The 22,786-nt window shown below is 55.8% G+C and carries 16 protein-coding genes; 7 read left to right on the top strand and 9 right to left on the bottom strand.

The features are described from left to right. Positions 1-12: 12 nt before the first annotated feature. Positions 13-966 (bottom strand): stage II sporulation protein M, encoded by a 954-nt coding sequence (locus tag J2I48_RS23930; RefSeq protein ID WP_207338042.1) that lies wholly within the window; start codon positions 964-966, stop codon positions 13-15. A gap of 145 nt (positions 967-1,111) precedes the next feature. Here J2I48_RS23930 and J2I48_RS23925 point away from each other — a divergent pair, with 145 nt between their 5' ends. Together J2I48_RS23925 and J2I48_RS23920 are read left to right on the top strand one after the other, a co-directional pair. After that, positions 1,112-1,810: an RDD family protein gene (locus J2I48_RS23925; RefSeq protein WP_207338041.1), complete on the top strand. Its 699-nt coding sequence runs from the start codon at positions 1,112-1,114 to the stop codon at positions 1,808-1,810. Between the two features lie 37 nt (positions 1,811-1,847). Then, positions 1,848-3,038, top strand: a complete 1,191-nt coding sequence (locus J2I48_RS23920; RefSeq protein ID WP_207338040.1) for a M20 metallopeptidase family protein — start codon at positions 1,848-1,850, stop codon at positions 3,036-3,038. 91 nt (positions 3,039-3,129) lie between these two features. Here the strand turns inward: J2I48_RS23920 and infB are convergent, their stop codons facing one another. The 3 genes from infB to rimP form a co-directional block, all read right to left on the bottom strand. Further along, the gene (gene infB, locus J2I48_RS23915; protein WP_207338039.1) at positions 3,130-6,390 is read right to left on the bottom strand and encodes a translation initiation factor IF-2; all 3,261 of its coding nucleotides are present in this window, start codon (positions 6,388-6,390) and stop codon (positions 3,130-3,132) included. A 177-nt stretch (positions 6,391-6,567) separates the two neighbouring features. Continuing rightward, on the bottom strand, positions 6,568-7,842 hold the full coding sequence (nusA, locus tag J2I48_RS23910; RefSeq protein WP_207338038.1) for a transcription termination factor NusA: 1,275 nt from the start codon (positions 7,840-7,842) through the stop codon (positions 6,568-6,570). Positions 7,843-7,899: 57 nt separating this feature from the next. Further along, positions 7,900-8,397, bottom strand: coding sequence for a ribosome maturation factor RimP (gene rimP / locus J2I48_RS23905; RefSeq protein ID WP_207338037.1), 498 nt, complete (start codon positions 8,395-8,397; stop codon positions 7,900-7,902). A gap of 271 nt (positions 8,398-8,668) precedes the next feature. On the opposite strand from rimP, the gene J2I48_RS23900 reads away from it, so the two are divergent. Further along, the gene (locus tag J2I48_RS23900) at positions 8,669-9,784 is read left to right on the top strand and encodes an endonuclease/exonuclease/phosphatase family protein (RefSeq protein WP_207338036.1); all 1,116 of its coding nucleotides are present in this window, start codon (positions 8,669-8,671) and stop codon (positions 9,782-9,784) included. 21 nt (positions 9,785-9,805) lie between these two features. Here J2I48_RS23900 and J2I48_RS23895 read toward each other — a convergent pair whose 3' ends face one another. Continuing rightward, positions 9,806-12,091 carry a T9SS type A sorting domain-containing protein gene (locus J2I48_RS23895; protein ID WP_207338035.1) on the bottom strand — a complete coding sequence of 762 codons (2,286 nt, stop codon included), beginning with the start codon at positions 12,089-12,091 and terminating at the stop codon, positions 9,806-9,808. Positions 12,092-12,388: 297 nt separating this feature from the next. Between J2I48_RS23895 and J2I48_RS23890 the strand changes: the two genes are divergently transcribed. The 3 genes from J2I48_RS23890 (at position 12,389) to J2I48_RS23880 (ending at position 18,015) form a co-directional block, all read left to right on the top strand. Beyond that, entirely contained in the window at positions 12,389-15,202 is a 2,814-nt protein-coding gene (locus J2I48_RS23890; RefSeq protein ID WP_207338034.1) for a TonB-dependent receptor, read from the top strand. Between the two features lie 309 nt (positions 15,203-15,511). Beyond that, positions 15,512-17,320: a beta-helix domain-containing protein gene (locus J2I48_RS23885; protein WP_207338033.1), complete on the top strand. Its 1,809-nt coding sequence runs from the start codon at positions 15,512-15,514 to the stop codon at positions 17,318-17,320. Positions 17,321-17,397: 77 nt separating this feature from the next. Then, positions 17,398-18,015: a hypothetical protein gene (locus tag J2I48_RS23880; RefSeq protein WP_207338032.1), complete on the top strand. Its 618-nt coding sequence runs from the start codon at positions 17,398-17,400 to the stop codon at positions 18,013-18,015. A 165-nt stretch (positions 18,016-18,180) separates the two neighbouring features. Here the strand turns inward: J2I48_RS23880 and J2I48_RS23875 are convergent, their stop codons facing one another. Continuing rightward, positions 18,181-18,639 (bottom strand): GNAT family N-acetyltransferase, encoded by a 459-nt coding sequence (locus J2I48_RS23875; RefSeq protein ID WP_207338031.1) that lies wholly within the window; start codon positions 18,637-18,639, stop codon positions 18,181-18,183. 60 nt (positions 18,640-18,699) lie between these two features. Beyond that, entirely contained in the window at positions 18,700-20,250 is a 1,551-nt protein-coding gene (locus J2I48_RS23870) for a sensor histidine kinase (RefSeq protein ID WP_207338030.1), read from the bottom strand. A gap of 144 nt (positions 20,251-20,394) precedes the next feature. On the opposite strand from J2I48_RS23870, the gene J2I48_RS23865 reads away from it, so the two are divergent. Then, entirely contained in the window at positions 20,395-21,921 is a 1,527-nt protein-coding gene (locus J2I48_RS23865; protein WP_207338029.1) for a T9SS type B sorting domain-containing protein, read from the top strand. A 2-nt stretch (positions 21,922-21,923) separates the two neighbouring features. On the opposite strand, the gene J2I48_RS23860 is transcribed toward J2I48_RS23865, so the two are convergent. Both J2I48_RS23860 and J2I48_RS23855 read right to left on the bottom strand, forming a co-directional pair. Further along, the gene (locus J2I48_RS23860; RefSeq protein ID WP_207338028.1) at positions 21,924-22,286 is read right to left on the bottom strand and encodes a DUF2237 family protein; all 363 of its coding nucleotides are present in this window, start codon (positions 22,284-22,286) and stop codon (positions 21,924-21,926) included. Positions 22,287-22,372: 86 nt separating this feature from the next. Beyond that, the gene (locus J2I48_RS23855; protein WP_207338027.1) at positions 22,373-22,783 is read right to left on the bottom strand and encodes a molybdenum cofactor biosynthesis protein MoaE; all 411 of its coding nucleotides are present in this window, start codon (positions 22,781-22,783) and stop codon (positions 22,373-22,375) included. Between the last annotated feature and the right edge of the window lie 3 nt (positions 22,784-22,786).

Genomic DNA, 22,786 nt, shown 5'->3' with positions numbered 1-22,786 from the left:
TTTGGGCATGGGTCATTTCGCTTTATTCAACTGAATAGGATAAAACACAAAATACCAGCCGATAAACGCTGCCGATACGCCAATAATGAGCATACTGACCGCCGGGGGCAGGGTTTGGCGCGTCACGAAACTTTCCAGGAAGCCCGCCACCACAAACACCGGCACCAGCCCGATCACGATTTTCATGCCCTGTTTGGCCCCCCGTTTGAACGACTCCAGCCGACCAAAGGTGCCCGGAAACAGGATGCTGTTGCCGATGGTCAGCCCGGCACAGCCCGCAATCATGATGGCCGAAATTTCGAGTGTGCCGTGAATCCAGATCTTCAGTACCGAGGTCAGCAATAAGTCTTGTTCGTGGAAAAATTCCTGGAAAGCGCCCAGCATCACGCCGTTGGAAAACAGGAGCAAAATGGTACCTACCGACGCCATAATGCCCGCCACAAACGCCATAAACGACACCCGGATGTTGTTGAGCGTGATATGCAAAAACATCTCCGAACTGTCGCCGGAGCCGTATACGCCCAGGGGGTTACCTTTCTTGATGTTTTCGAGGGTCATGTTCACGTACCCGTCGCCCAGGATCAGCCGCACAAACGTGGGGTCGTGCCGGGCCGACACCCAGCCCGTGATGCAGGCCGCCAGGAAGATCAGGGACGACACCAGCAGCAACCGGTGCGACTGGTAAAACAGCGTGGGCAGTTCGTGGGTCCAGAACGTCACAAACCGGCTTAGTTCTTCGCGACGGTTGCGCATCAGGCCCCGGTAGCGCGTGGCGGTGAGGTCGTTGAGGTAGCGCGTCAGGTTCGAGCCGGGGTAGAACGTGCGGGCGTACGACAGGTCGTCGGTTAGTTCAATAAACTGCTCCACCAGCTCGTCGGGGTCTACACGGTCGCGGGGTTCGGTGCTTTGCTCCTCAATGAGCTTCCACCGGGCTTCGTGCTGTTTCACAAACGTTACTTCGCGCATAGAAAAAGAAGATCAGGAACGGGCCAGTGGGGTGTGGTTGACAGGCCCGGTTCCTATGGTCCAAATTACATAAAACAGGCTACAAGCGCGGTTTTATGACCTTATTTTTTCATTTTTAAGGCTATTATCGCCAACGAGTTGCACCATGAATGTCAGTATCCAGACTGCCCAGAACGTTAGCCTTCAGTACGAAACCGCCAGCATCGGCGACCGCATGGTGGCCCTGCTTATCGACTACGTTATTTTTCTCGGATGGTTTCTGCTGACGGCCCTGTTACCCAGCCGGTTAGGCTTTTCGTTGAGCAACTACTACTATATTTTCGTGGTTACCATGCCCGTTGCCTTCTACGACCTCGCGTGCGAATGGCTGCTTAACGGGCAAAGCGTGGGCAAGATTGCCATGAAAATCAGGGTGGTTATGCTCGACGGCTCACAACCCACCCTGGGGGCCTACCTGCTGCGGTGGGTGTTGCGGCTGCTCGAAATAAGCGCCCTGCCCGCCATTGGCCTCATTACCATGGCCATCAGCCACCGGGGGCAGCGCCTGGGCGACGTGGCGGCGGGCACTACGGTGGTGGTGGTACGCCAGAAACTCACCTTCAACGACCTGAATTACAGCAACCTGGACGATGACCAACCCATACTCCTGCCCGAAGTAGCTCAACTCACCGACCGCGACATGGCCACCATCCGCGACGTGCTGGCCCTTAACAGTACCATGCTGATCGTGAAAACGGCCGACCAGCTTCGCCAAATCCTCGACCTACAAACGGCGCTGCCTTCGCGTGAGCTACTGCAACAGGTCATCCACGACCATCAGCAACTGGTCACGCCGGTGCAATAAGCGGTATCTTTGGGGCCGTTACCGTCTCTTTTCCGTTATGTTGGAGCAAATCCAATCCCTGTCGCGCCAGTATGCCGCCGATGCTGTTGCCGCCCGTCGCCACCTGCACGCACACCCTGAATTATCCTTTCACGAAGAAAACACGGCCCGGTTTGTGGCCGAACAGCTCACCGCCCTGGGCCTCTCGCCGCAAACGGGCATAGCTAACACGGGCGTCGTAGCGCTTATTGAAGGCACCCTCACGCCCTCGTCGCGGGTGGTTGGCCTCCGCGCCGACATGGACGCCCTGCCCATTACCGAAGCTAACGACGTGCCCTACAAATCGACCGTCGATGGGGTGATGCACGCCTGCGGACACGACGTACACACGGCCAGTTTACTCGGTACGGCTCGAATTTTGAACCAGTTGCGCGACCAGTTTTCGGGAACGGTGAAGCTCGTTTTTCAGCCTGCCGAAGAAAAAGCACCGGGTGGGGCGTCGCTCATGATCAAAGACGGCGTGCTGGAAAACCCTCGTCCGGCGGGTATGATCGGGCAGCACGTAGCGCCCAATGTGCCGGTGGGCAAAATCGGTTTCCGCGAAGGCATGTACATGGCCAGCACCGACGAGATCTACATGACCATCCGGGGCAAAGGAGGCCACGCCGCCATGCCCGACAACCTCGTTGACCCGGTCCTGATTGCCTCGCACATCATTGTCGCCCTGCAACAGATCATCAGCCGCAACCGCCCGCCCGCCAGCCCATCGGTGCTATCGTTTGGGCGGTTCATTGCCAATGGCGTCACCAACGTCATTCCCAACGAGGTCACGATTGAAGGCACGTTCCGGTGCATGAATGAAGAATGGCGCGAAAAAGGCATTGTCCTGGCCCAGAAAATGGCCGAAACCATGGCCGAAGCGATGGGTGGCCGCTGCGAATTTACCCGCGTGAAAGGCTACCCGTTCCTGAAAAACCACCCCGAACTCACCCGCCGCCTACGCACCCAAACCGAAGCCTATATGGGCCGCGACAACGTGGTTGACCTCGACCTCTGGATGGCGGGCGAAGATTTCGCGTTCTACTCGCAGGTGGTCGATTCATGCTTCTATCGCCTCGGCACCCGCAACGAAACACGGGGTATCACCGCCGGTGTCCACACCCCCACCTTCGACATCGACGAGTCGGCCCTGGCCATTGGCCCTGGCCTCATGGCGTGGCTGGCCGTGCAGGAGTTAGCAAAGGAATAGTTGATAACAATAGTTTTTCAGCTATTCCCAAATGCAAAAAAGCCTGCCTCTGAAAAGAGGCAGGCTTTTTTTATGTCGAAAACGATAGTGACTAGGCCAGTGTGCGTTTTACTTCTTTTACTTCGAACCCTTCGATCACGTCGCCTACTTCAATGTCGTTGAAGTTCTTGATGCTCAAACCACATTCGTAGCCGGTACGTACCTCGCTGACGTCGTCTTTGAAGCGTTTCAGGGCACTGATCTCGCCGGTGTGGATCACAATGAAGTCGCGGATGATCCGAATTTTGTGGCTCCGTTTCACCGTACCGTCGGTGACGTAACAACCGGCCACCGTACCAATCTTGCTGATCTTGAACACCTCGCGCACCTCGATATTGCCGGTGATGACCTCTTCCTGCGTGGGGGCCAACAGGCCTTCCATCGCGTCTTTGATCTCGTTGATGGCATCGTAGATGATCGAATACATCCTGATCTCGATCTGCTCCTGCTCAGCCAGTCGCCGGGCGTTGGCCGAGGGCCGCACCTGGAAACCGATGATGATAGCGTCGGCAGTCGAAGCCAACAGCACGTCCGATTCAGAGATCTGACCTACTGCTTTGTGGATGATGTTTACTTGCACTTCCGCCGTCGAGAGTTGCAGCAGCGAATCGGACAGGGCTTCTACCGAACCGTCTACGTCACCTTTCACGATCACGTTCAGTTCTTTAAATGACCCAATCGCTTTCCGCCGACCAATCTCTTCCAGCGTAATGTGCTTGCGGGTCCGCAGGGTCTGCTCACGCAGGAGTTGCTCCCGCTTGTTGGCAATTTCGCGGGCCTCGCGGTCCGTTTCCATTACGTTAAACTTATCACCCGCCTGTGGCGCACCAGGCAAGCCCAGAATCTGCACCGGCATCGACGGACCAGCTTCTTTAATGCGTTCGCCGCGGTCGTTGGTCATGGCGCGAATACGGCCATAGTGCGCACCCACCAGCATGATGTCGCCTTGTTTCAGCGTACCATTTTGCACCAGTACGGTGGTTACGTAACCCCGGCCCTTGTCGAGCGTGGCTTCTACTACCGTACCCGTAGCGCGGCGGTCCGGATTGGCTTTTAGCTCCAGCACTTCGGCTTCCAGCAACACCTTCTCCAGCAGATCGTCGATACCCAAACCTGACTTCGATGAGATCTCCTGCGACTGGTATTTACCACCCCAATCTTCCACAAGCATGTTCATCTGCGACAGTTCGTTGCGGATCTTCTCCGCATCGGCACCGGCCTTATCCACCTTCGAGAAAGCGAACACGATAGGTACACCCGCCACCTGTGCGTGGTTGATGGCCTCGCGCGTTTGGGGCATGATGCTGTCGTCGGCGGCAATCACGATGATAACCACGTCAGTCGCTTTGGCACCACGGGCACGCATGGCCGTAAAGGCTTCGTGACCGGGCGTATCTAAGAACGTAACCATCCGGTCGTCCTGCGTTTTCACACTGTAGGCACCAATGTGCTGAGTGATACCCCCGGCCTCACCTGCGGCCACTTTCGTGCGCCGGATATAGTCAAGGAGCGATGTTTTACCGTGGTCAACGTGACCCATGATCGTCACGATGGGGGCACGGAGTTGCAGTTGTTCTTCGGTATCGGGTGAGTCGACCAGGCTGGCTTCTACCTCCTCTTCCGCAGATACGAACTGTACGTCATAACCAAATTCGTCAGCGATAAACGTAATTGCTTCTGCATCAAGCCGCTGGTTGATCGACACGAACATACCGGCGCTGAGACAAACCGAAATAACTTCGTTGATCGACACGTCCATCAGCGATGACAGATCGTTGGCCGACACGAACTCGGTTACCTTCAGAATTTTGGCTTCTTCGTTCTCCTGGTCCACCCGTTCGCGTTCGCGCTCGGCGCGGTCAGCGCGGCGATCACGACGACGGTCGGCGCCACGGTTGGTACGCGTATTACCACCGGCAATACGGGCGTTGGTGGCCCGGATGCTGTCCTGCACCTCGCGTGTGGTGGGTGCCTCGCGGCGGTCAGGTGTACGGCGGTTCTTGTCGTTGCCACCACCTGGCCGTGGACCATTGCTGTTGCGGTTTTGGTTGTTGCCGCCAGCGCCACCACCTGTACGGTTTTGGTTGTTGCCGGTGTTGCCAGTTCCACCCGTGGTAGCAGGCCGGTTCTGGTTGTCGCCGCCAGCCGTTGCAGGCCGGTTTTGATTGTTGCCAGCGTTGTTGTTATTCCGGTCACCACCCTGATAAGGCGGACGGTCTCCCTGTGGGCGACGATCTCCCTGACCCTGTTGGTTGCGGTCGTTACGCGGCCCGTTGTTCTGCCCACCTGCTTGGGGTTGGCCGGTGCCAGACTGCTGTTGTCCCGGCGCACCACCCTGTGGTGCAGGGCCACGGCGGTCATTAGGGCTTGGCAGGCGCTTGCGTTTACCTTTTTTGTCACGACCAGCTGCGCCACCACCCTGCGGTCGGTTAAACTGCGTCAGGTCGATGGTGCCCTTTACGGTCAGGCCTTTTAGTTGCACACTACCCTCTGCCCGAATCGTTTCTACAGGACCAGTTGGCTCTGTTGGTGTTTCAGGGGCAGCAGCGGGTGCCACCGCGGGGGCAGGTGTAGGTTGCGCCGCCTTTGCTTCAGGCACAACGGGTGCGGCTGGTTTGGGAGCAGCAGGCTGGGTCGCGGCTGTCGGAGCTGTTGCTGGTGCAGCCGCAGTCCTGGGCGTTTCAGCAACCGGGGCCGGAGCCGGGGCAACTGGTTTCGGTGCCACAGGCGGTGCGGGTGCCGGAGCGGGTTGCACCGCTTTAGGTTCGGGCTGAGCAACAGGAGCAGCGGGTTGTGTCGCAATGGGCTGCGCTGCCACGGGAGCCGGAGTTGGCGTTGGTACCGCTACGGGGCGAGGTGGTTCGGGCGCTTTTGCCTGCGGCTGTGGAGCAGCCGGGCGGGGAGCGTCTAAGTCAATTTTGCCCACCACCTTGGGACCAGACAAAATAGTTGTTGGTGCCCGCTCAATAGTGGGGGTAGGTTTTGGCGCCTCAGCGGGGCGCTCGGCAGCAGGGGTGCTGGCCCGACCTCTGTCATCCCGCGAGTACAGCGGCAGGTCGTCTTGTTCCCGACGGGCAGGTGCCTCACGGTGCGAATCGGCCGAAGGAGCCTCGGCCGGTTTGCGTGCCCCGTTCAGGAGATCGGTTGATTTGAACTCTTTCGCTAACACCTCCAACTGTTCCAGGTTGATTTTGGTGTTAGGGTTAATTTCCACCTTGAAACCTTTGGCAGTAAGCGTACTCGCAACAGAGGTTAGCCCTTTGTTGAGAATTTTTGCCACTTGGCTCAGGCGCATTGACTTATCTTCTGCCATACGTTCGGTTTAGACCCGACAAAATTAATGGTTGTTTATACAGTGATAACAACAGTTAACGGATTATAAATTCCTCTTTTCTGTCTTCTGTTTACCGTCTTCTGTCTTCTGTTGGCTGACGCGTCAGCAATACTCGCGTCAGCCAACAGAAGACAGAAGACGGTAAACAGAAGACTGTTATTCAAATTCCTGGCTCAGGATGCCTACTACCTCGCCGATGGTGTCATCTTCGAGGTCGGTGCGGCGTACGAGTTCTTCGCGGCTCAAGGCCAACACGCTCTTGGCGGTGTCGAGACCCACGCGGCGGAACTCGTCGATGATCCACTCGTCGATTTCATCGCGGAACTCACCAAGGTCCACGTCTTCGTCATCTTCGGGGCCTTCGTTTTCGCGGTACACGTCGAGTTCCAGATTCACTAACCGGCCCGCCAGCTTAATGTTCTGACCACCTTTACCAATAGCCAGCGACACCTGGTCGGGCTTGAGGAAAACTGCCACGCGGCCCGCCTCCCGGTCGATGTTCATCGAGCTGACTTTGGCCGGGCTGAGGGCGCGGCTGATGAGCAGTTCGAGGTTTTCGGTGTAGTTGATCACGTCGATATTCTCGTTACCCAATTCCCGCACGATGGAGTGAATCCGTGATCCTTTCATGCCCACGCAAGCCCCCACCGGGTCAATACGCTCGTCATATGATTCTACGGCTACTTTGGCGCGTTCGCCCGGCTCTCGCACCACCTTGCGGATGGAGATAAGGCCGTCGTAGATTTCAGGAATTTCTGATTCGAACAACCGCTCCAGAAATACGGGTGAGGTACGCGACAGGACAATTTTAGGTGTCCCGTTGTTCATGTCGACGCGGTGGATGACCGCTTTTACCGGATCGCCTTTGCGGTAACGGTCTTTCGGAATCTGCTCGTTGCGGGGCAAACTCAGCTCATTATTTTCTCCATCTACCAGAATGATTTCGGCCTTCAGAAGTTGGTATACTTCCGCCGAAACCAGGTCGCCAACCTGATCAATGTATTTCTGATACAGCAGTTCTTTTTCTAAATCTTTAATACGCTGAATGAGCGTTTGGCGGGCCGTTTGCACCACCCGACGCCCAAAATCGTCTAGTTTGACCTCTTCGGCCACTTGTTCGCCCACTTCAAAGTCAGCCTGGATGAGGCGGGCTTCGGCGAGGGGTATTTTGTCATAATCCCAGATGTCTTCTGAGTTGTCGTCTACGATTTCACGGGTGCGCCACATCTCCAGATCCCCGCTTTCGGCGTTGATGATCACGTCGAAGTTTTCGTCGGTACCATATTTCTTACGAATCATGGTGCGGAATACTTCTTCCAGAATGGCGATCATGGTAGGCCGGTCAATGTTCTTCGACCGGGCAAACTCAGCAAACGATTCGATGAGCAGGCTACTGCTCGACGGCTGGGGCGTTTTAGTCTGGGTTTTCACGTTAGTTAGTGGGGGTTCAACGGGCGGCCAACGGGTTTAGGGTTGACCAACACAGGCTTAAAATATAATTTCTACGGTCGCTTTCTGAATCTGGTCCAACTGAACAGATTGTGGTCCTTCAGGTGGCAATTCCGTCATCGTTTTGCGTTTTGTTTTACTAATCTTAGCCGGGGGCACGTCGAGCACCAGGCTGTTATCATCGACAGATTCGAGCTTGCCAACCAGCGTTGGCCCGTCCTTGAACTGCACCTTCAGGGTCCGGCCCACGTTTTTGGCAAACTGCCGGACCTGCGTGAGCGGAAAATCGACACCGGGCGACGACACTTCGAGGTTGAAGGGAGCTTCCCCAAAGAAGTTTTGTTCGTCCATCTGGTTGCCCAACTGCCGACCGATGCGGGCGCACTCTTCAATGGTGATGCCTGCATCTGAATCCAGCAGTACCGTTACTTTCAGCGTCCCCCCCTGCCGACCAGCCACCTGAATATCAACGATGTAGAATTCGCCATCGTTCAAAAACGGTTGCAGTAGGGCGGCAATATGGGTTACGTCGTTCATGCTTACTACCAACTAAAAAAGGGAGGTGCCCTCCCTTTGCTATACCAGTTCTGATGTTGCTAAGTGCCGCAAAGATAGCACCTTATTCCGCGAAAAGCAACCTCCGGACGGCGGCGGGGCGGGGGGCGTGTTGTAGCTTTGCAGGCAAGGTTTTGATTTACGATGTACGATTTACGAATTACGATTGTTGCTTACGCGTCTATTTACGCCACAGCAAGCTGACGCGTAAGCAACAATCGTAATTCGTAAATCATACATCGTAAATCACTACATGTCTATCATCACTCGTATTGGCCGCTTTTTTGGGTTTATAGCCAGGTCGCTGGCTTGGTCGGTGCACATCGGCGTGTTTTTCTATACGCTACTGGTCTACTACCTGCTGGCCCGGCTTCCGCTCGAACACTGGTCGGCGAGTATGCTTATGATCTCGTTGCCGGTGGCCTGGGTAGCGCTCATTGTGCTGGGCCTGATGTGGCTGTTTTCGAGGCCCTGGCGCAGCTTACTTAGTGTGGTGGCTCTGTTGGCAGGCTATTGGCTCTGGCCCCGCACGTTCTCCTTCGACCACCCCGACCCTGCCGCCCCCGGCCAAACGACCTTTTCGCTGTTGAGTTACAACGTGTCGGTGTTTGGGCTGGAAGACCTCTACAAGGACAAGCTCAAACGCGAACCCCGCAACTCGCGCCTGCTGACCGACTGGATAATCAGGCACCCGGCTCCCATCAAGTGCTTCCAGGAATTTTATACCGGCACCGAAGCCCCGGCCTTCGACATGGCCGGGCGACTGGCTAAGGCGGGCTATACGTACACCGCTCTCTTACAGCCTGTTACGGCCAAGTACATTGGCGTGGCCACGTTTTCACGCTACCCTATCGTGCGGCAGGGCCACCAGCAATTCAACTCGTTCAACGGCCTGGTCTGGGCCGACATTGTGGTAGGCACCGACACAATCCGGATCATCAACGTGCATTTGCAATCGATGGGCATTCGGGTGCGGCGGGTGTTTGAAGAAGATCAGATGGCGGGCGTAAAGGCCGAAACGCGGTCGGTGTTGGGGGCGCTAAAAACGGGTTTTGTGTCGCGGCGGGGTGAAGTGCAGGTGATTGAAGACTTGCTAGCTACTACTCCCTACCCTGCCATTGTTACCGGCGACTTTAACGACACACCCTACAGCGTAGTCTACCAGCGGCTACGCAACCGGCTGCACAACGCCTTTGAAGACGCCGGCCGTGGTTTTGGCCTGTCGCTCAACCGGGCACCGCGTTTCATCCGCATCGATAATCAGTTCTACACCGCCGACCGCCTCCGCGCCACCAACTTCCTCACCCACAACGAAATACCCTACTCGGATCACTTTTCTGTGGAAGCGAGCTATGTGGTTGGTCAGTAGTCATTGGCAGTAAAGCTTAGTCTATTGTTTCAGCACCCGATAGGTCATTGTTTGTCCGCCCGCCTGTACCCGCAGCAGCAGCAAACCCGTCGCCTGTCCGTCGAGGGGTAGCAATGTGGTGGGCTGGCTAGTGGGTTGCCGATGCGTGACCAGCCCGGCCAGGTTGACCAGTTCAAGCGTGGCGGGCCGGGTGAGCAGCGCCGGGTCGATGTGTACCGTGAGGCTGGCCGTGGCGGGCACCGGAAACACCGACACCCCAGCCATCAGCGGTTCGGTAGCCAAAAGAGGGTTTACCGTAATCAGCGCCCGCGCCGGAGAAGCCGTGCTGGTACCGCAGGCATTACCCACCGACGAAATTTTATAAACCACTGTCTTTGCGGGCGTTACGGCAAGGGTGTAGGAACTGGTGCTAGTCGTGATCGTCTGTCCGGTGCCTGGTATGTCGGTGCTGTCGCGGTAGGCAAACGTCCAGGGGCCAGTGCCGCCTAGGGTCACCACGAGCTTGGCAGACTCACCCGCCAAAATGGTGGCGGGTGTGGCCGAGAGCGAGGCCGTAGCCGTGCCCTGCACATTTAGCAGCGTGGGGCTGATACTGCCGTTGATGGGTATTTTAGGGTTGGTGGCTACCACCCGCACCCAGTAGGTCCCCGCCGTAGCCGTGGCCGGAATGGTGCCCGAAATCTGGCCGTTGCCCGCCAACAGATTACTTAGGTCGACATAGCTGGCACTGGCCGTATCCGTCACGGGGCGGGCCATTTGCAGGCGGAACGTACTGCCCGCGTTGAATGAGCCGGTGGTCTGGAAAGTGGTCAGCAACGAAGCTCCCGCACACAGGCTGTTGCTACTGAGACCCTGCGTACGAATGGTAGGCACCAGCACGGTGATCGTGACGGCACTGACGGGCAGTCCCGTACCGCAGGTGTTGCTTACCTCGGTTACCTGGTAGGTGGTGGTTTTTTCGGGCAACACCGAAATGGTAGTGTCGCGCTGGGCGGTGCTGCTGAGGCCGTTCGAGAGCTTGAAACGGTACGGTCCTGCCCCCGTGAAGGCGAGCTTGAGGGGTACCTCCTGCCCCAAATTGGCCGTGGCACTACCCGTAAGAGCCAGCGTAGGAGCCGCCTGCACCACCACCCGAATGGCCAGCCGCTGACTAGTACAGCCGTTGGCATTGGGTTGCACCACATAGTACACATCGCCGTCGGCAGTTTTCGACACGTTGACGGTGGGTGGTGTGGGGGCGGCGGTAGACGTGACGCCGTTGGGGTCGGTCCAGATCAGGTTGGCGCCCGTGGCCGTCAACGACGTGGCCGTAGCACCCCGGCACAGGTCTATGCGGGTGGCCGACGTGGTAGGCGTGGCGGCGGCGGGTGCTACCGTCACCGTGACCGAGGCCCGTGGCCCCTCGCAGCGGTCGAGCGATTGCACGGCCTGGTATACAAACGTGCCGGGCTGGTTGGTAGCGGGCAGGGGGCTGATGCCGCTGAGGGCCGTGCCGTTGGCATCGTACCAGGTCAACTCAGCACCAGGCGTGGTAAGGCTGGCCGTCAGGGGGTTAGGCGATTGGCTCTGGCAATACGTCACCGCCGTGGTAGCCACCGACGGCAGCGCAGGGCGGGGTTTTACCTCCACCACTACATAGGCTACTGAACTGATTTGTTCGGGCGGATTACAGCCTTTTTTATCGTCCATCACCACATACCGGACATTGTAAACGGCTTTGCCAGGCTGCGTGGGGTTCAGGGTGGGGGCCGTAAACGACTTCTGAGCCGTGGGGGCCAGCCCGGTGCCTACGTCATACTGCACCCGGTAATTGTCAGGAGCGGCATTAACCAGGTCTGACAACAGCACGGCCTTGTCGTTCTGGCAGAAGGTATACTGGTAGGTGTTGGGCGATACCAGTTGCAGGGCCAGCGTGGGCGCACCGGGCTGGGCACGCACCGTAAGTGTGGTGCTACTCACCGACCCCACCACAATGGGGCTACTGGCCACTACCCGCACCCGATAGCCCCCCCCCGCCGTGGCCGACGCGGGCACGGTGGCCACCAGGGTATATTGCCCCGTGGCGGCATCCAGCGTGGGCGCGGCAAGGCTGCTCAGGTTAGTGTAGTCACCGCCGCTGCTGAGTTGCGCTGTGTAGATGTTGCCAGCAGTTAGGGTGCCGCTTTGAGTGAAGGCAATACTAAGCGATGCCCCCGCGCAGACACTGGTAACGGGCAACGGAAGCGTAGTGAGGGTGGTTTGTGCCTGGATCGACTGACAAAAGATCAGCAGAAAAAAGGTTAGTAGACAAGGTATACGGTGTTTCATAAACAACATAAATGGGTATTGAACAGGCCCGGGATGAGCCTCGCTGGCTTCAGTTAGTTATGACGTAGAAAGAAGACAAAGGCAACCATTTTCATTTGTAATAATGTGGATACGCCTTCTGCCAAACTAGCTATAGACTACCCATGTGCAATACATAACATTGGCTTAATCTACATCTGAGAGAGAGCCAATACCTTTGCAGCAAATTACGGTAATCTAAAAAAAGTCATACTCTCGACTTTGCTTGCCTAACCAGTAATTGACACCAGAATTAGTTGATAATCAACTATTTTTACTATGAAAAAATACATCTGCTGCTTCTTTCTAAATGTCAGCTGTCTTTTATTTTCACTAGTTTCTCAGGCGCAGACGCCGGGTATTGTGAAAGGGCAGATAACAGACCTGCTGACCAAAGAAGCACTGATTGGTGCTACTGTCCTGATGAAGGGCACTACCCAGGGGGCTGCCACCGACATTGAGGGCAACTTTGTCATCAACCGGGTACCGGCGGGCACCTACACTATCGTCATCTCGGCTGTGGGCTACAAAACGGGCGAAGTGGCCAACATCACCGTCGAGCCTGACAAAATTACCCTGCTCAACACTACCCTGGCCACCGACCAGCAAAACCTGATTGAAGTGGTAGTACGGGCCTCGCGCACCAGCAACACCGAAGTGGCCGTTATCTCGCAGATCCGACAGGCGCAACAGGTAGTCAGCGGCGTATCGGCCGAACAGATCATTAAGTCGCAGGACCGCGATGCTGCCGAAGTAGTCCGCCGAATTCCGGGTGTAACCATCGTCGACAATCGGTTCATCAACATCCGGGGCCTGAATGACCGTTACAATACGGTATGGCTGAACGATGCCGTGGCCCCTTCGTCAGAGACCGACCGGAAGGCGTTTTCATTTGATATCATTCCTTCGAACCTGCTCGACCGGGTGCTGATCTTCAAAACACCGGCTCCCGAACTACCCGGCGATTTCGCAGGGGGTATGGTGAAAGTATACACCCGCCAGCCCAGTTCTACCGAACGGTCACTTAACATCTCGTTTACGGGTGGCTACCGGGCCGGTACCACATTTAGCGATTTTACGCAGGATGTAAAGTATAGCAAAGATTGGCTTGGCTTCGGTGCCGCCGACCGACAGTTGCCCGCAGTAACGCCCGATGCCAACGGTGTAATCCCCACGGCACAGGCCAAAGCATTCCCGAACACCTATCCGCTCACTACCAGCCCGGCCATGCCCGATTTGCGGTTTAACCTCAGCTACCTCACGGGCCTGAAACTGGGCAACCGGTCGTTGGGGAGTCTATCAGCCATTAGCTATTCGAATACAAACACGTCGTTCAACATTGACCGGCTTGACGTGTTTCAGAACAACGTGTTCAACCGCGACCGGCAGTTTGGCAATAATGTGCGTCTGGGTTTGTTGCAAAACTTTGTCTTCTCGCTGGGCAACGGCTCGAAACTAGAGTTCCGCAACATGCTCAACCAACTCTCGCGCAACCAGGTTACGCTACGTGACCAGTTTGACGAAGAGGGCGTAAACCTGACCAAATACAGCTATTCGATGGGCTACCAAAGCCGCCTGGTGTATAATGGGCAGCTGGCAGGTAATCACAACATCAACTATAAAAGTGGCCTCTCTATCGACTGGGTACTGGGCTACGCAATTTCAAACAAAAAGGAGCCTGACCTGCGGCGGCAGGAGTACAACGCCACCAGCAAACAGGCTATTTTGTTTACCAGCGGCGTGAACCTGTTCTCTGGGTCGCGGCTGTACCAGGACCTGAACGAGAACATCTACAGCCTGAACCTGAACCTGAAACAGAAGTTCAGTGACAAGTTTGAACTGGCGGCGGGTACGTACATAGAAAACAAAGACCGGCAGTTTGTGGCGCGGTTGTTCGGCTACTCGCTGTCGAACCTTAACCCCAACTACAATACGCTGCTGGCCAAGCCCATCAGCGATATTTTCAACACCGCCAACGTAGAGCGCGGCTCTGGGTTTGGCTTTGAAGAAGATGGTGCCAGTATCTCGCTCCGACCAGGCGTGAAACCCAACTATTCGTACGACGCGGCCAATAAACTGGCTGCCGGTTACCTCTCTGCTAACTACACCACCGACAAAGTAAAACTCTTACTAGGTGCCCGTTTCGAGCACAACGTGCAGTCTATCGTGGCTGGTTTAAATGGCGAACCCATCAACCGGTCTATTACAACCGATAAGCTACTACCGTCAGCCAACTTAAGCTATAATCTGACCGAAAAAGCCCTGATCCGGGCAGCCTACGGCCGCACACTGAACCGGCCCGAATTTAGGGAATGGGCACCGTTTGTCTATTACGATTTTGACTTGAACGCGCTGACCTACGGCTCTTTATACAACCCGGCTAGTGGCAATGGTACGCCAGGCAATTTGCTCGAGGTAGCCGACATTGACAACTTCGACCTGCGGTATGAATACTATCCGTCTGATGGCGAGAACGTCCATTTTGGTGTATTCTATAAGCATTTCGCGAACCCTATCGAGTCGAGCATTGCTAACACCACTAACCTGGCGTTTACGTTTATCAATGCGCCCAGTGCCTACGCAGCTGGCGTGGAACTCGACATACGCAAGAAGTTGAACTTCCTGGGAGGACGGTTTTTCTCTAACGCCACCCTGCTCTTCAACGGCTCGCTGATTAAGAGTGAAGTAGCCGTAGACGGCAAAGCGTCGTGGACGCCCAACAGGCAGTTGCAGGGACAGTCACCCTATGTAGTGAACACCGGACTGTACTACAACACTAAAGGCTGGCAGGTGTCGGCCTTATATAACGTGTTTGGCCCGCGCATCGTGTTTGTGGGCAGTGGCACCAACCCGCCTTATTCAGAAGTGGTGGAAATGCCCCGCCACACCATCGACCTCACCATTAGCCGCGACATTACAGAACGGCTGTCAGTCAACGGAGGTGTATCGGATCTGCTCAATCAGGCGGTGCTCTACCTACAGGACGACCCCAATAAAAAAGACCTCAAGTTCGACCGCGCCACCGACCCTAAGTTTATGAACTACCGCCGGGGTAGCTATTTCACGCTGGGTCTGCGCTACCGGTTATTTTAGACAGATTTGAGCTTACTGCTGATCTCGTACAGCACCAAAAAGCCGCCCCCATTCAGGAGCGGCTTTTTGGTGAGCCGTAGTCGGGTCAGCCTATGCTATAAGCTACCCACGAGCTTTCACAATTCGGTAATATTGAAACCGGCCAATAGGCCATGCATGGGCCAACAGAAAGGGAAAATGGCCCATTTTATATGTAGTATCACTGGTGACAAAGTCTTTTTGTTTAACAATTTCATAACCGATTGCATCCCTCTTGTTCGCCACTACTTAGTCAACTTTGCGGGAGAATTAACCAATTCATTTCACCAAATGATCCGTATTCAAACGTCTTTTCGCCACGCTCGGTTTGTGGTGAGCCTCCTGATGCTGGGCAGCCTGTTTATGGCATCCTGCAAAAAAGATCCCGACCCTGTTCCCGATCCTGTGTTGGCCATTACCAGCATTTCGCCGGGTGCCGGTAAAGCAGGCGATGCCGTGGTCATCAACGGTACTGCCTTCGATGCCACGCCTGCAAACAATAAAGTGACTTTTGGCACAACAGCTGCCGATGTGATCGGCGGCTCTACCACCGCACTGACGGTAAAGGTACCAGCGGGTATCACAGGCAACTTTCCAATCACAATTACGAATGCTAAAGGCAACGTAACGTCTACAACGCAGTTTAACGTGACGACCATAGTGACGAAAGACAACGTGAACGTGACGGGCGAAATTACCGCCAACACCAATTGGACGGCCAGCAAGATCTATTTGTTAAACGGCTTTGTCTACGTACGTAGCGGGGCTACGCTCACTATTGAACCAGGCACAGTTATTAAGGGCGACAAACTCTCAAAAGGTACGCTGATTATTGAGCCAGGTGCTAAAATCAACGCGCAGGGTACAGCCGCCCAGCCCATCATTTTCACCTCGAACTTGGCCCCTGGCCTTCGGAACCTTGGCGACTGGGGTGGGGTGGTTATCTGCGGAAAAGCGCCGCATAACCTGGCCACTGGCTTGACCAACGCAGCTGATCTTCCTAAGGTAGAAGGTGGGCCTACTACGGCCGTTTCTGCACTGGCACCTGACCCAGCCGATAATTCAGGTGTGCTAAGCTATGTACGGATCGAGTGGGCTGGTGTAGCCCTGTCGCCAAACAACGAAGTCAACGGTTTATCACTGTACGCCGTTGGTTCAGGCACTAAAATAGACCACATTCAGGTGTCATACGCCAACGACGACTCATTCGAGTGGTTTGGTGGCAACGTAAACCTGAACTACTTGATTGCTTATCGGGGTATTGATGACGACTTCGACACCGATAACGGTTATTCAGGCAACGTACAGTTCGGTATGGGTGTACGCGACTTAACCATTGCTGACCAATCGGGTTCAAAAGGTTTTGAGTCAGACAACGAAGCCAATGGTGCTTCTACCACGCTGAAGCTACCCCAAACGTCGGTTGTGTTCTCGAACATGACCTTAATCGGGCCAACCTCCACTACGCTGAGTGCAACAGTTGCTGGGGCCTATGTGGTGAAAGCTAATGCGGCCAACCCAGGTGCCTCTGCTCCAAGTGCCAACTATGTAGCGGGTGTCCATACCCGTCGTAGCTCGGCCCTGAGCCTGTTCAACTCTATTGTGATGGGCTGGCCCGCCGGTATCCTGATTGACTACAGCGGTACAGCGGCCAATTTTGCTTCGGGCAAAGCCGTATTCGCCAACAACATCATCGGTGGCAACCTGACGGGGACGGTTAACAATGTGGCCAACTTTAACCGCGATATTCTGTACATCAGCGGTGCTGGTGCTGGTAGCCTTACACCGGTCAACGCCCTAGGGCCAGATTCAACGGCGTTTGGCGCAGCCGTTGGCCCTATCACTTACTTCCGCACCAACAACAACCGCCGGTTGCTAAACACCGATGCCTTTGGTTTGACAGACGCTTTCGCCCTGAAAACCAACGCCGTACCGGCCACGGGCTCACCGGCCTTAACGGGTGCTGCGTATACCAATGCCAAGTTAGGCGCTGCCTTCATCGACAAAACGCCCACGTTTGTAGGAGCGGTTTCGGCTGAGAAGAACTACACGACTGAAGCCTGGGTTAATTTCGACCCACAGTCGGTGGTTTACCAGTAACACAACCTGATTCTAGTAGCATCAAAGCCTGGGCCTTGTGTTCAGGCTTTTTTGTATTCCAGCGTAATTTTGCCCTTATGAAGTACTTCCTTTACGGCCTCTGCATGGCCACTACGCTAGCCGCCTGCACAGGCAAAAAAGCCCCCCAAACGCCCGAACAGCCGCAGGTGGCCGCGCCACGCCCACTTTCCGATTCAATTGATCAGGTTATTGGCCAGTTTGACCGGCGACTCGACATCAAGATGAAGCGGAAAGTGTACGAACCAAAGCCGGGCAACCTCGTCACGTTACAAAAATGGTTTGAACATGGCGACACCACCCTGCTGGTGAAGCTCCGGGAAGAGATTATCACCGGCACCACCAAGATGGAGGTGATGCAATACCACTTCATCAATAACAAACTGGCCGAAATCCACGACTACGTTTATGATAAAGCGTGTGGTGGTGGGCAGAAACAATGCATGACTGAGGCCAAATATTACTTCGCCTACGACACACTGGCTAAGGCACTGCAACGCACCACGGAGGGCACAGCCGCCAAGCCCCCTGTAATCGAACACGCCACATTCGCCCCGTTTGTACCCGCTAAGCAGGTACTCATGGCGCAACAGATCAGGCTCAGTGCCATTAACAAAAAGTACGCGGCCCTGCCCTACCAAAAGCCCCGCCAAGAGCAGGGTGCGCCGGTGCGCTGAGCATATAACGGCAGATCGTAACCAAGCCGTAATCTGACCATAACACGGGGGTAACACTGCCACCGTACTTTCGTCGTGCTATTCAATCTCCTTCTCTTTAGGTCTTAAATAGTTCAATTCATATTGGTGTCGCAAAAAAGACCGGGGGCCTTGCTTCCGGTTTTTTTATGTCAAATGCAGCTTCATGCCTTCGTGTGAGGCAACAAACCCCAGCGACTCGTAGAAGCGGAGGGCGTCGGGGCGTTTTTTGTCGGTGGTGAGTTGTATCAGGTGTGCTCCGCGCTCTTTGGCCCGGTTGATGGCATACCGGAAAATGGCCGTACCCAGGCCCTGCCCCCGCGCGGTTGCCTTCACGCGCACGGCCTCCATCTGCGCCCGGATGCCGCCCTGGTAGGTGAGGTATTGAATGAACGTGAGTTGAAACGTGCCCACAATCTCGCCCTCCTGTTCCACTACCGTCAGTTCCTGTTGGGGATCGGTGTGGATAACCCGGAACGCCTGTTGATAACTCTCTGGTAGGGGTAGTTGGAAGGCTTCGCGGGTAGTACCCAGCGCATCGTCGGCCAGGAGTTGGATTATGGCGGGTAAGTCGGCTTCGGTGGCCAGTCGGTAGGTCAGCGTCATAATTGGTTGGGAGGGTAGCTACCAAACAGCCACTCTTTCGCTCTTTCACCAGTCACTTGTTCACCCTTTCGGCAGGTAGACCGAAAACGTCGAGCCTTTGCCGGGTTCGCTCATGACCGAGATACCACCCCCGTGGGTTTCCGTTACGCGTCGACAAATGGCCAGGCCTACACCGGTGCCAGTGTATTTGTTTTTGCCATGCAGGCGCTGGAAGACCTCGAAAATACGGTCAGCATATTGCTGGCTGAAGCCAATGCCATTGTCCTGCACCTCAATCTGCCAATATGCTTTGTCGCGGGGCAGATCGTCAGGTAAGTGATCGGGGTTGGCGGGCTGGCAGCGCACAGCCACCATAGGCGGGTTGTTGGGTGCCTGAAACTTAAGGGCGTTGCTGAGCAGGTTCTGAAATAACTGCCGCAACTGCGTAGCCGACCCTGTCACCACGGGCATGGGATCTATCTGAATAGTGGGGCGGGTTTCCTGAATGCGCAGGTCGAGGTCGGCCAGGGCCTCCTGCATAACCAAATCCAGCTTCACAGTCCGCAAAGCCTCTTTATCGGTCGACAGGCGGGCGTAGTTGAGCAGGTCATGAATTAGCGCCGACATGCGTTGGGCCGACGACTGCATCCGGTTCACGAGGTCGGTACCCACGGGGCCAAGCGGCTCGGTAAACTGATCGGCCAGCATTTTCCCGAACGACTGCACCTTGCGTAGTGGCTCCTGCAAATCGTGGCTGGCCACATAGGCAAACTGTTGCAGGCTTTCATTGCTGCGGGCCAAGTCGCGGTTCATGGTTTCGAGTTGCTTTTGCTGCTCGGCCAGGCGCGTCACGTTCACAAACGTAAACAAGACACCGTCGCCCTGTTTCAGGTAGTAGCCATCGAAAGTGCCTTTTACCCCGTAACGGTCATATGTAAACGTGTTCTGTACGGTCTCGCCAGTGTTGGTCACCTGCACCAACACCGAAAACAAGTCGAGAGATTGATAGCCGGGAAACAACGACGAAATGGGCCGCCCCGTCATCTGTTCGACGGTAAAACCCGTAACCTTTGCGTTTAATTCGTTGGTGATCAAGTACTTAAAATCCTTGATTTCACCTTCAGCATCCCGAATTGCTTCGAGCAGCATCATACCCGACGGTGCATGATCGACCACCAGTTGCAGCAGTTCGGTTTGAGCCTTGGTGCGTTCGGCAGCCAGGTGAATGTCGTGAATATCATAGAACGACATCAGCAGGTGATTGCCCACCCGCGAGGCCGAAATATCGAGCCAGCGATGCATCACCGGGTGCATCATCTCGCGCCGGAAGGGGGTATGGCTGGTGAAGACGTTGGCGAAGATGGCAAACTGCCCTGACTCCTTAAACTGAGAAACAATTTCGCTCACCAGTTGCCCCGCCAGGCTGTCGTTGTCGCGCTTGAGGTAATTGGCGGCGGCAGGGTTGATAAACACATACCTGAAATCGACCAGTTCACCAGCCTCATCAAACACCGGTTGCCAGAGCGAATTGGCCGACGCTGTATGTTCAACAATGGCACGAAGCAGGTCAGCGGGAACGTCGGTAGTAGACACAGAGAGCGGTGGTGGGGCGGTAGCAGACAAAGCAGACATGTATGTTTTCAGTTACGACGGTAAGTAAAGATACAGCTTCCGACCGTACGATGACCCCATAAACCTGTCAACGGTTGGTTTCGAGGCTACCAGCCTGCATAGGTAGATAGACTTAGTCAGCTGCTTACTTACCCGTCAGTAATCATGATCAACTACGCGCTTTGTGGCATCACGTTTTTCGCCTTTCTGCTGCCCGTGGCTGCACATGGTCAGGAGCTGATTCCCAACGGCGGATTCGAGCTGTTTGACCATTGCCCCCGCCAGGACAACCTGCTGTCGGAAGCCCGCCCCTGGTACAACCCCAATAAGGCCACACCCGACTTTTATCATACCTGTTTTCCAACCGATCAGATTGAGCTGCCGCCCCACTCCGGGCAGGGGTTGGCCCGCCTGTTTATGGACGCCGGCTGGGCCGAATACCTGGCCACGCCCCTCAAACAACCTCTCGACGCAGGCGAGACCTACCAACTCGATATGTACGTAAGCTCGCCAACGCCCAATCGGTACCCGGTTGGCTCGTTTGGGGCCTATTTGTCGCCGCAATCCCTCATTACCGCCACTCAAAAAGACCTGCTCCTCACGGGCGAAAAACCGCAGGTGATCGACAACAGCCCGCAACGGCTTACAAAGCGCTACAGCTGGGAAAAGGTAGGCGGCTGCTACACGGCCAAAGGCGGCGAAAGCTACCTGACCATCGGCAACTTTGTGGAATTGCCCGTTACGCTGGGCTACTATTACCTGTTTATCGACGATGTATCGCTCTTGCCCGTCCGACTCGACCTGGGCCGCGACACCACCCTCTGTGGCCGAAGAAGTACTTACTTGCTAAACGCCAAAACGCCGGGTGCCACCACCTACAAATGGAACACGGGCAGCACCGCCCCTACCCTGCTGGTGGCTAAACCCGGCACCTACTGGGTAGAGGTGGTGACCCCCTGCAAGGTGCTGCGCGATACAATTACGGTGAAATACCAACTCGATTTCAGCCTTGGCCCCGACACCACCCTCTGTACGGGTGCCACGCTGACCTTACGCCTGCCCACCGTTGGCCGGTGGCAGGACGGTAGCCAGCAGAAAAATTACGAGGTAGGCCAAAGCGGCCGTTATACTGTGCAGGTTAGCCAGGGCAGTTGCACCGTTAAGGACACCATACAGGTCCGCTACGTGGCGCCGCCCCAACTAAGCCTGGGGCCTGATAAACAACTCTGCGGTGCCGAAACCTACACCATACAGCCCACCTACGCGGCCGGCGTGTTCCGGTGGCTCGACGCCTTCACAGATAACCAGCGGACCGTAAGCACATCGGGGGTGTTCCGGGCGGCGGTTACGAATGACTGCGCCACCTTAGTCGATTCAGTAACCGTAGATTACAGTGGCTGCTCGTGCACGATCTACGCCCCCGACGCCTTCTCGCCCAACGCCGACGGGCTGAATGATGTTTTTGCGCCCGTGGCGTGCGGCGACATCACGATGACAGCACTTCGGGTCTACAATCGCTGGGGCGAGCTTATTTTTCGCACCAACAGCCTGCCGTTCAGCTGGGATGGCACCTACCGGCACCAACCCTGCCCCGCTGCGGTGTATCATTGGCAGATCGACTACATCCGGCAACAGCCCGGCAAGGCAAGTGTGCCGAAAACAACGCAAAACCGGCTTATGCTGGTCTATTAAGGTTATTCTTCAAACGCCAGCTTGCGGAGGTCATCCAGGGCGATGTAGTGGAGTGCCCGTTCGTGGGTGCTGGCCAGCAGTACAGGTGGTGCTACTCCGGCATCGTGGGCTTCCTGCCAGCGGAGGGCACAGAGGCACCAGCGGTCGCCGGGTTTCAGGCCGGGAAACTGGTATTCGGGCCGGGGGGTAGAGAGGTCGTTGCCCTGCGACCGCGTAAACTGAAGAAACGGTTCGGTCATGATAGCGCAGACTACGTGCCGCCCCTGGTCCTGTTCGTCAGTACGGCAAAACCCGTCGCGATAAAAGCCCGTCATGGGCTGCGTGCAGCAACACCCCAGATTGCCACCAAGTACGTTCTTAGCCATATTGATAAAGTCGTTTGTCAAAAACAGTACGTACCCCAACCCCTATCCTTCAGTGTCCACCGTATAGTGATCTTAACTGCACACTATCACGGTGTTGCATTCACCCAAACGTCGCCGTCGTTGAAGCGTTCTTTTTTCCAGATGGGCACAGTCTGTTTAATCGTGTCGATGATGTAGCGCGTGGCCTCGAACGAGTCGCCCCGGTGGGGAGTCGAGACACCAATGAGCACGGCCATGTCGCCGATGTAGAGCGTGCCGGTGCGGTGAATGATGATGTACTTTAGCACCGGCCAGCGGCGGCAGGCCTCGTCGGCAATCTTCTGCATTTCGCGTACAGCCATTGGCCCATACGCCTCATAGTCAAGCAGTTCGACCGATTTTTCCTGGGTGTTGTTGCGTACCACGCCAAAGAAAAAATTGATAGCCCCGGCCTCCCCCGCCTGAATATGCTGGTAAGCCGCGTTGAAATCGATAGGGTCTTGGGTCAGAAAAATCATAAA

The organism is Fibrella aquatilis (assembly GCF_017353255.1).
GTDB lineage: Bacteria > Bacteroidota > Bacteroidia > Cytophagales > Spirosomataceae > Fibrella > Fibrella aquatilis.
This window is presented reverse-complemented; position numbering and strand designations above follow the sequence as displayed.

Excerpts from the sequence above, each read along its gene's own strand:
- J2I48_RS23895 (WP_207338035.1), bottom strand. The coding sequence starts at position 12,091 with ATGAAACACCGTATACCTTGTCTACTAACCTTTTTTCTGCTGATCTTT.
- J2I48_RS23925 (WP_207338041.1), top strand. The coding sequence starts at position 1,112 with ATGAATGTCAGTATCCAGACTGCCCAGAACGTTAGCCTTCAGTACGAA.
- J2I48_RS23870 (WP_207338030.1), bottom strand. The coding sequence starts at position 20,250 with ATGTCTGCTTTGTCTGCTACCGCCCCACCACCGCTCTCTGTGTCTACT.
- J2I48_RS23900 (WP_207338036.1), top strand. The coding sequence starts at position 8,669 with ATGTCTATCATCACTCGTATTGGCCGCTTTTTTGGGTTTATAGCCAGG.
- J2I48_RS23890 (WP_207338034.1), top strand. The coding sequence starts at position 12,389 with ATGAAAAAATACATCTGCTGCTTCTTTCTAAATGTCAGCTGTCTTTTA.
- J2I48_RS23855 (WP_207338027.1), bottom strand. The coding sequence starts at position 22,783 with ATGATTTTTCTGACCCAAGACCCTATCGATTTCAACGCGGCTTACCAG.
- J2I48_RS23860 (WP_207338028.1), bottom strand. The coding sequence starts at position 22,286 with ATGGCTAAGAACGTACTTGGTGGCAATCTGGGGTGTTGCTGCACGCAG.
- J2I48_RS23865 (WP_207338029.1), top strand. The coding sequence starts at position 20,395 with ATGATCAACTACGCGCTTTGTGGCATCACGTTTTTCGCCTTTCTGCTG.
- J2I48_RS23920 (WP_207338040.1), top strand. The coding sequence starts at position 1,848 with ATGTTGGAGCAAATCCAATCCCTGTCGCGCCAGTATGCCGCCGATGCT.
- J2I48_RS23875 (WP_207338031.1), bottom strand. The coding sequence starts at position 18,639 with ATGACGCTGACCTACCGACTGGCCACCGAAGCCGACTTACCCGCCATA.
- infB (WP_207338039.1), bottom strand. The coding sequence starts at position 6,390 with ATGGCAGAAGATAAGTCAATGCGCCTGAGCCAAGTGGCAAAAATTCTC.
- J2I48_RS23930 (WP_207338042.1), bottom strand. The coding sequence starts at position 966 with ATGCGCGAAGTAACGTTTGTGAAACAGCACGAAGCCCGGTGGAAGCTC.
- rimP (WP_207338037.1), bottom strand. The coding sequence starts at position 8,397 with ATGAACGACGTAACCCATATTGCCGCCCTACTGCAACCGTTTTTGAAC.
- J2I48_RS23880 (WP_207338032.1), top strand. The coding sequence starts at position 17,398 with ATGAAGTACTTCCTTTACGGCCTCTGCATGGCCACTACGCTAGCCGCC.
- J2I48_RS23885 (WP_207338033.1), top strand. The coding sequence starts at position 15,512 with ATGATCCGTATTCAAACGTCTTTTCGCCACGCTCGGTTTGTGGTGAGC.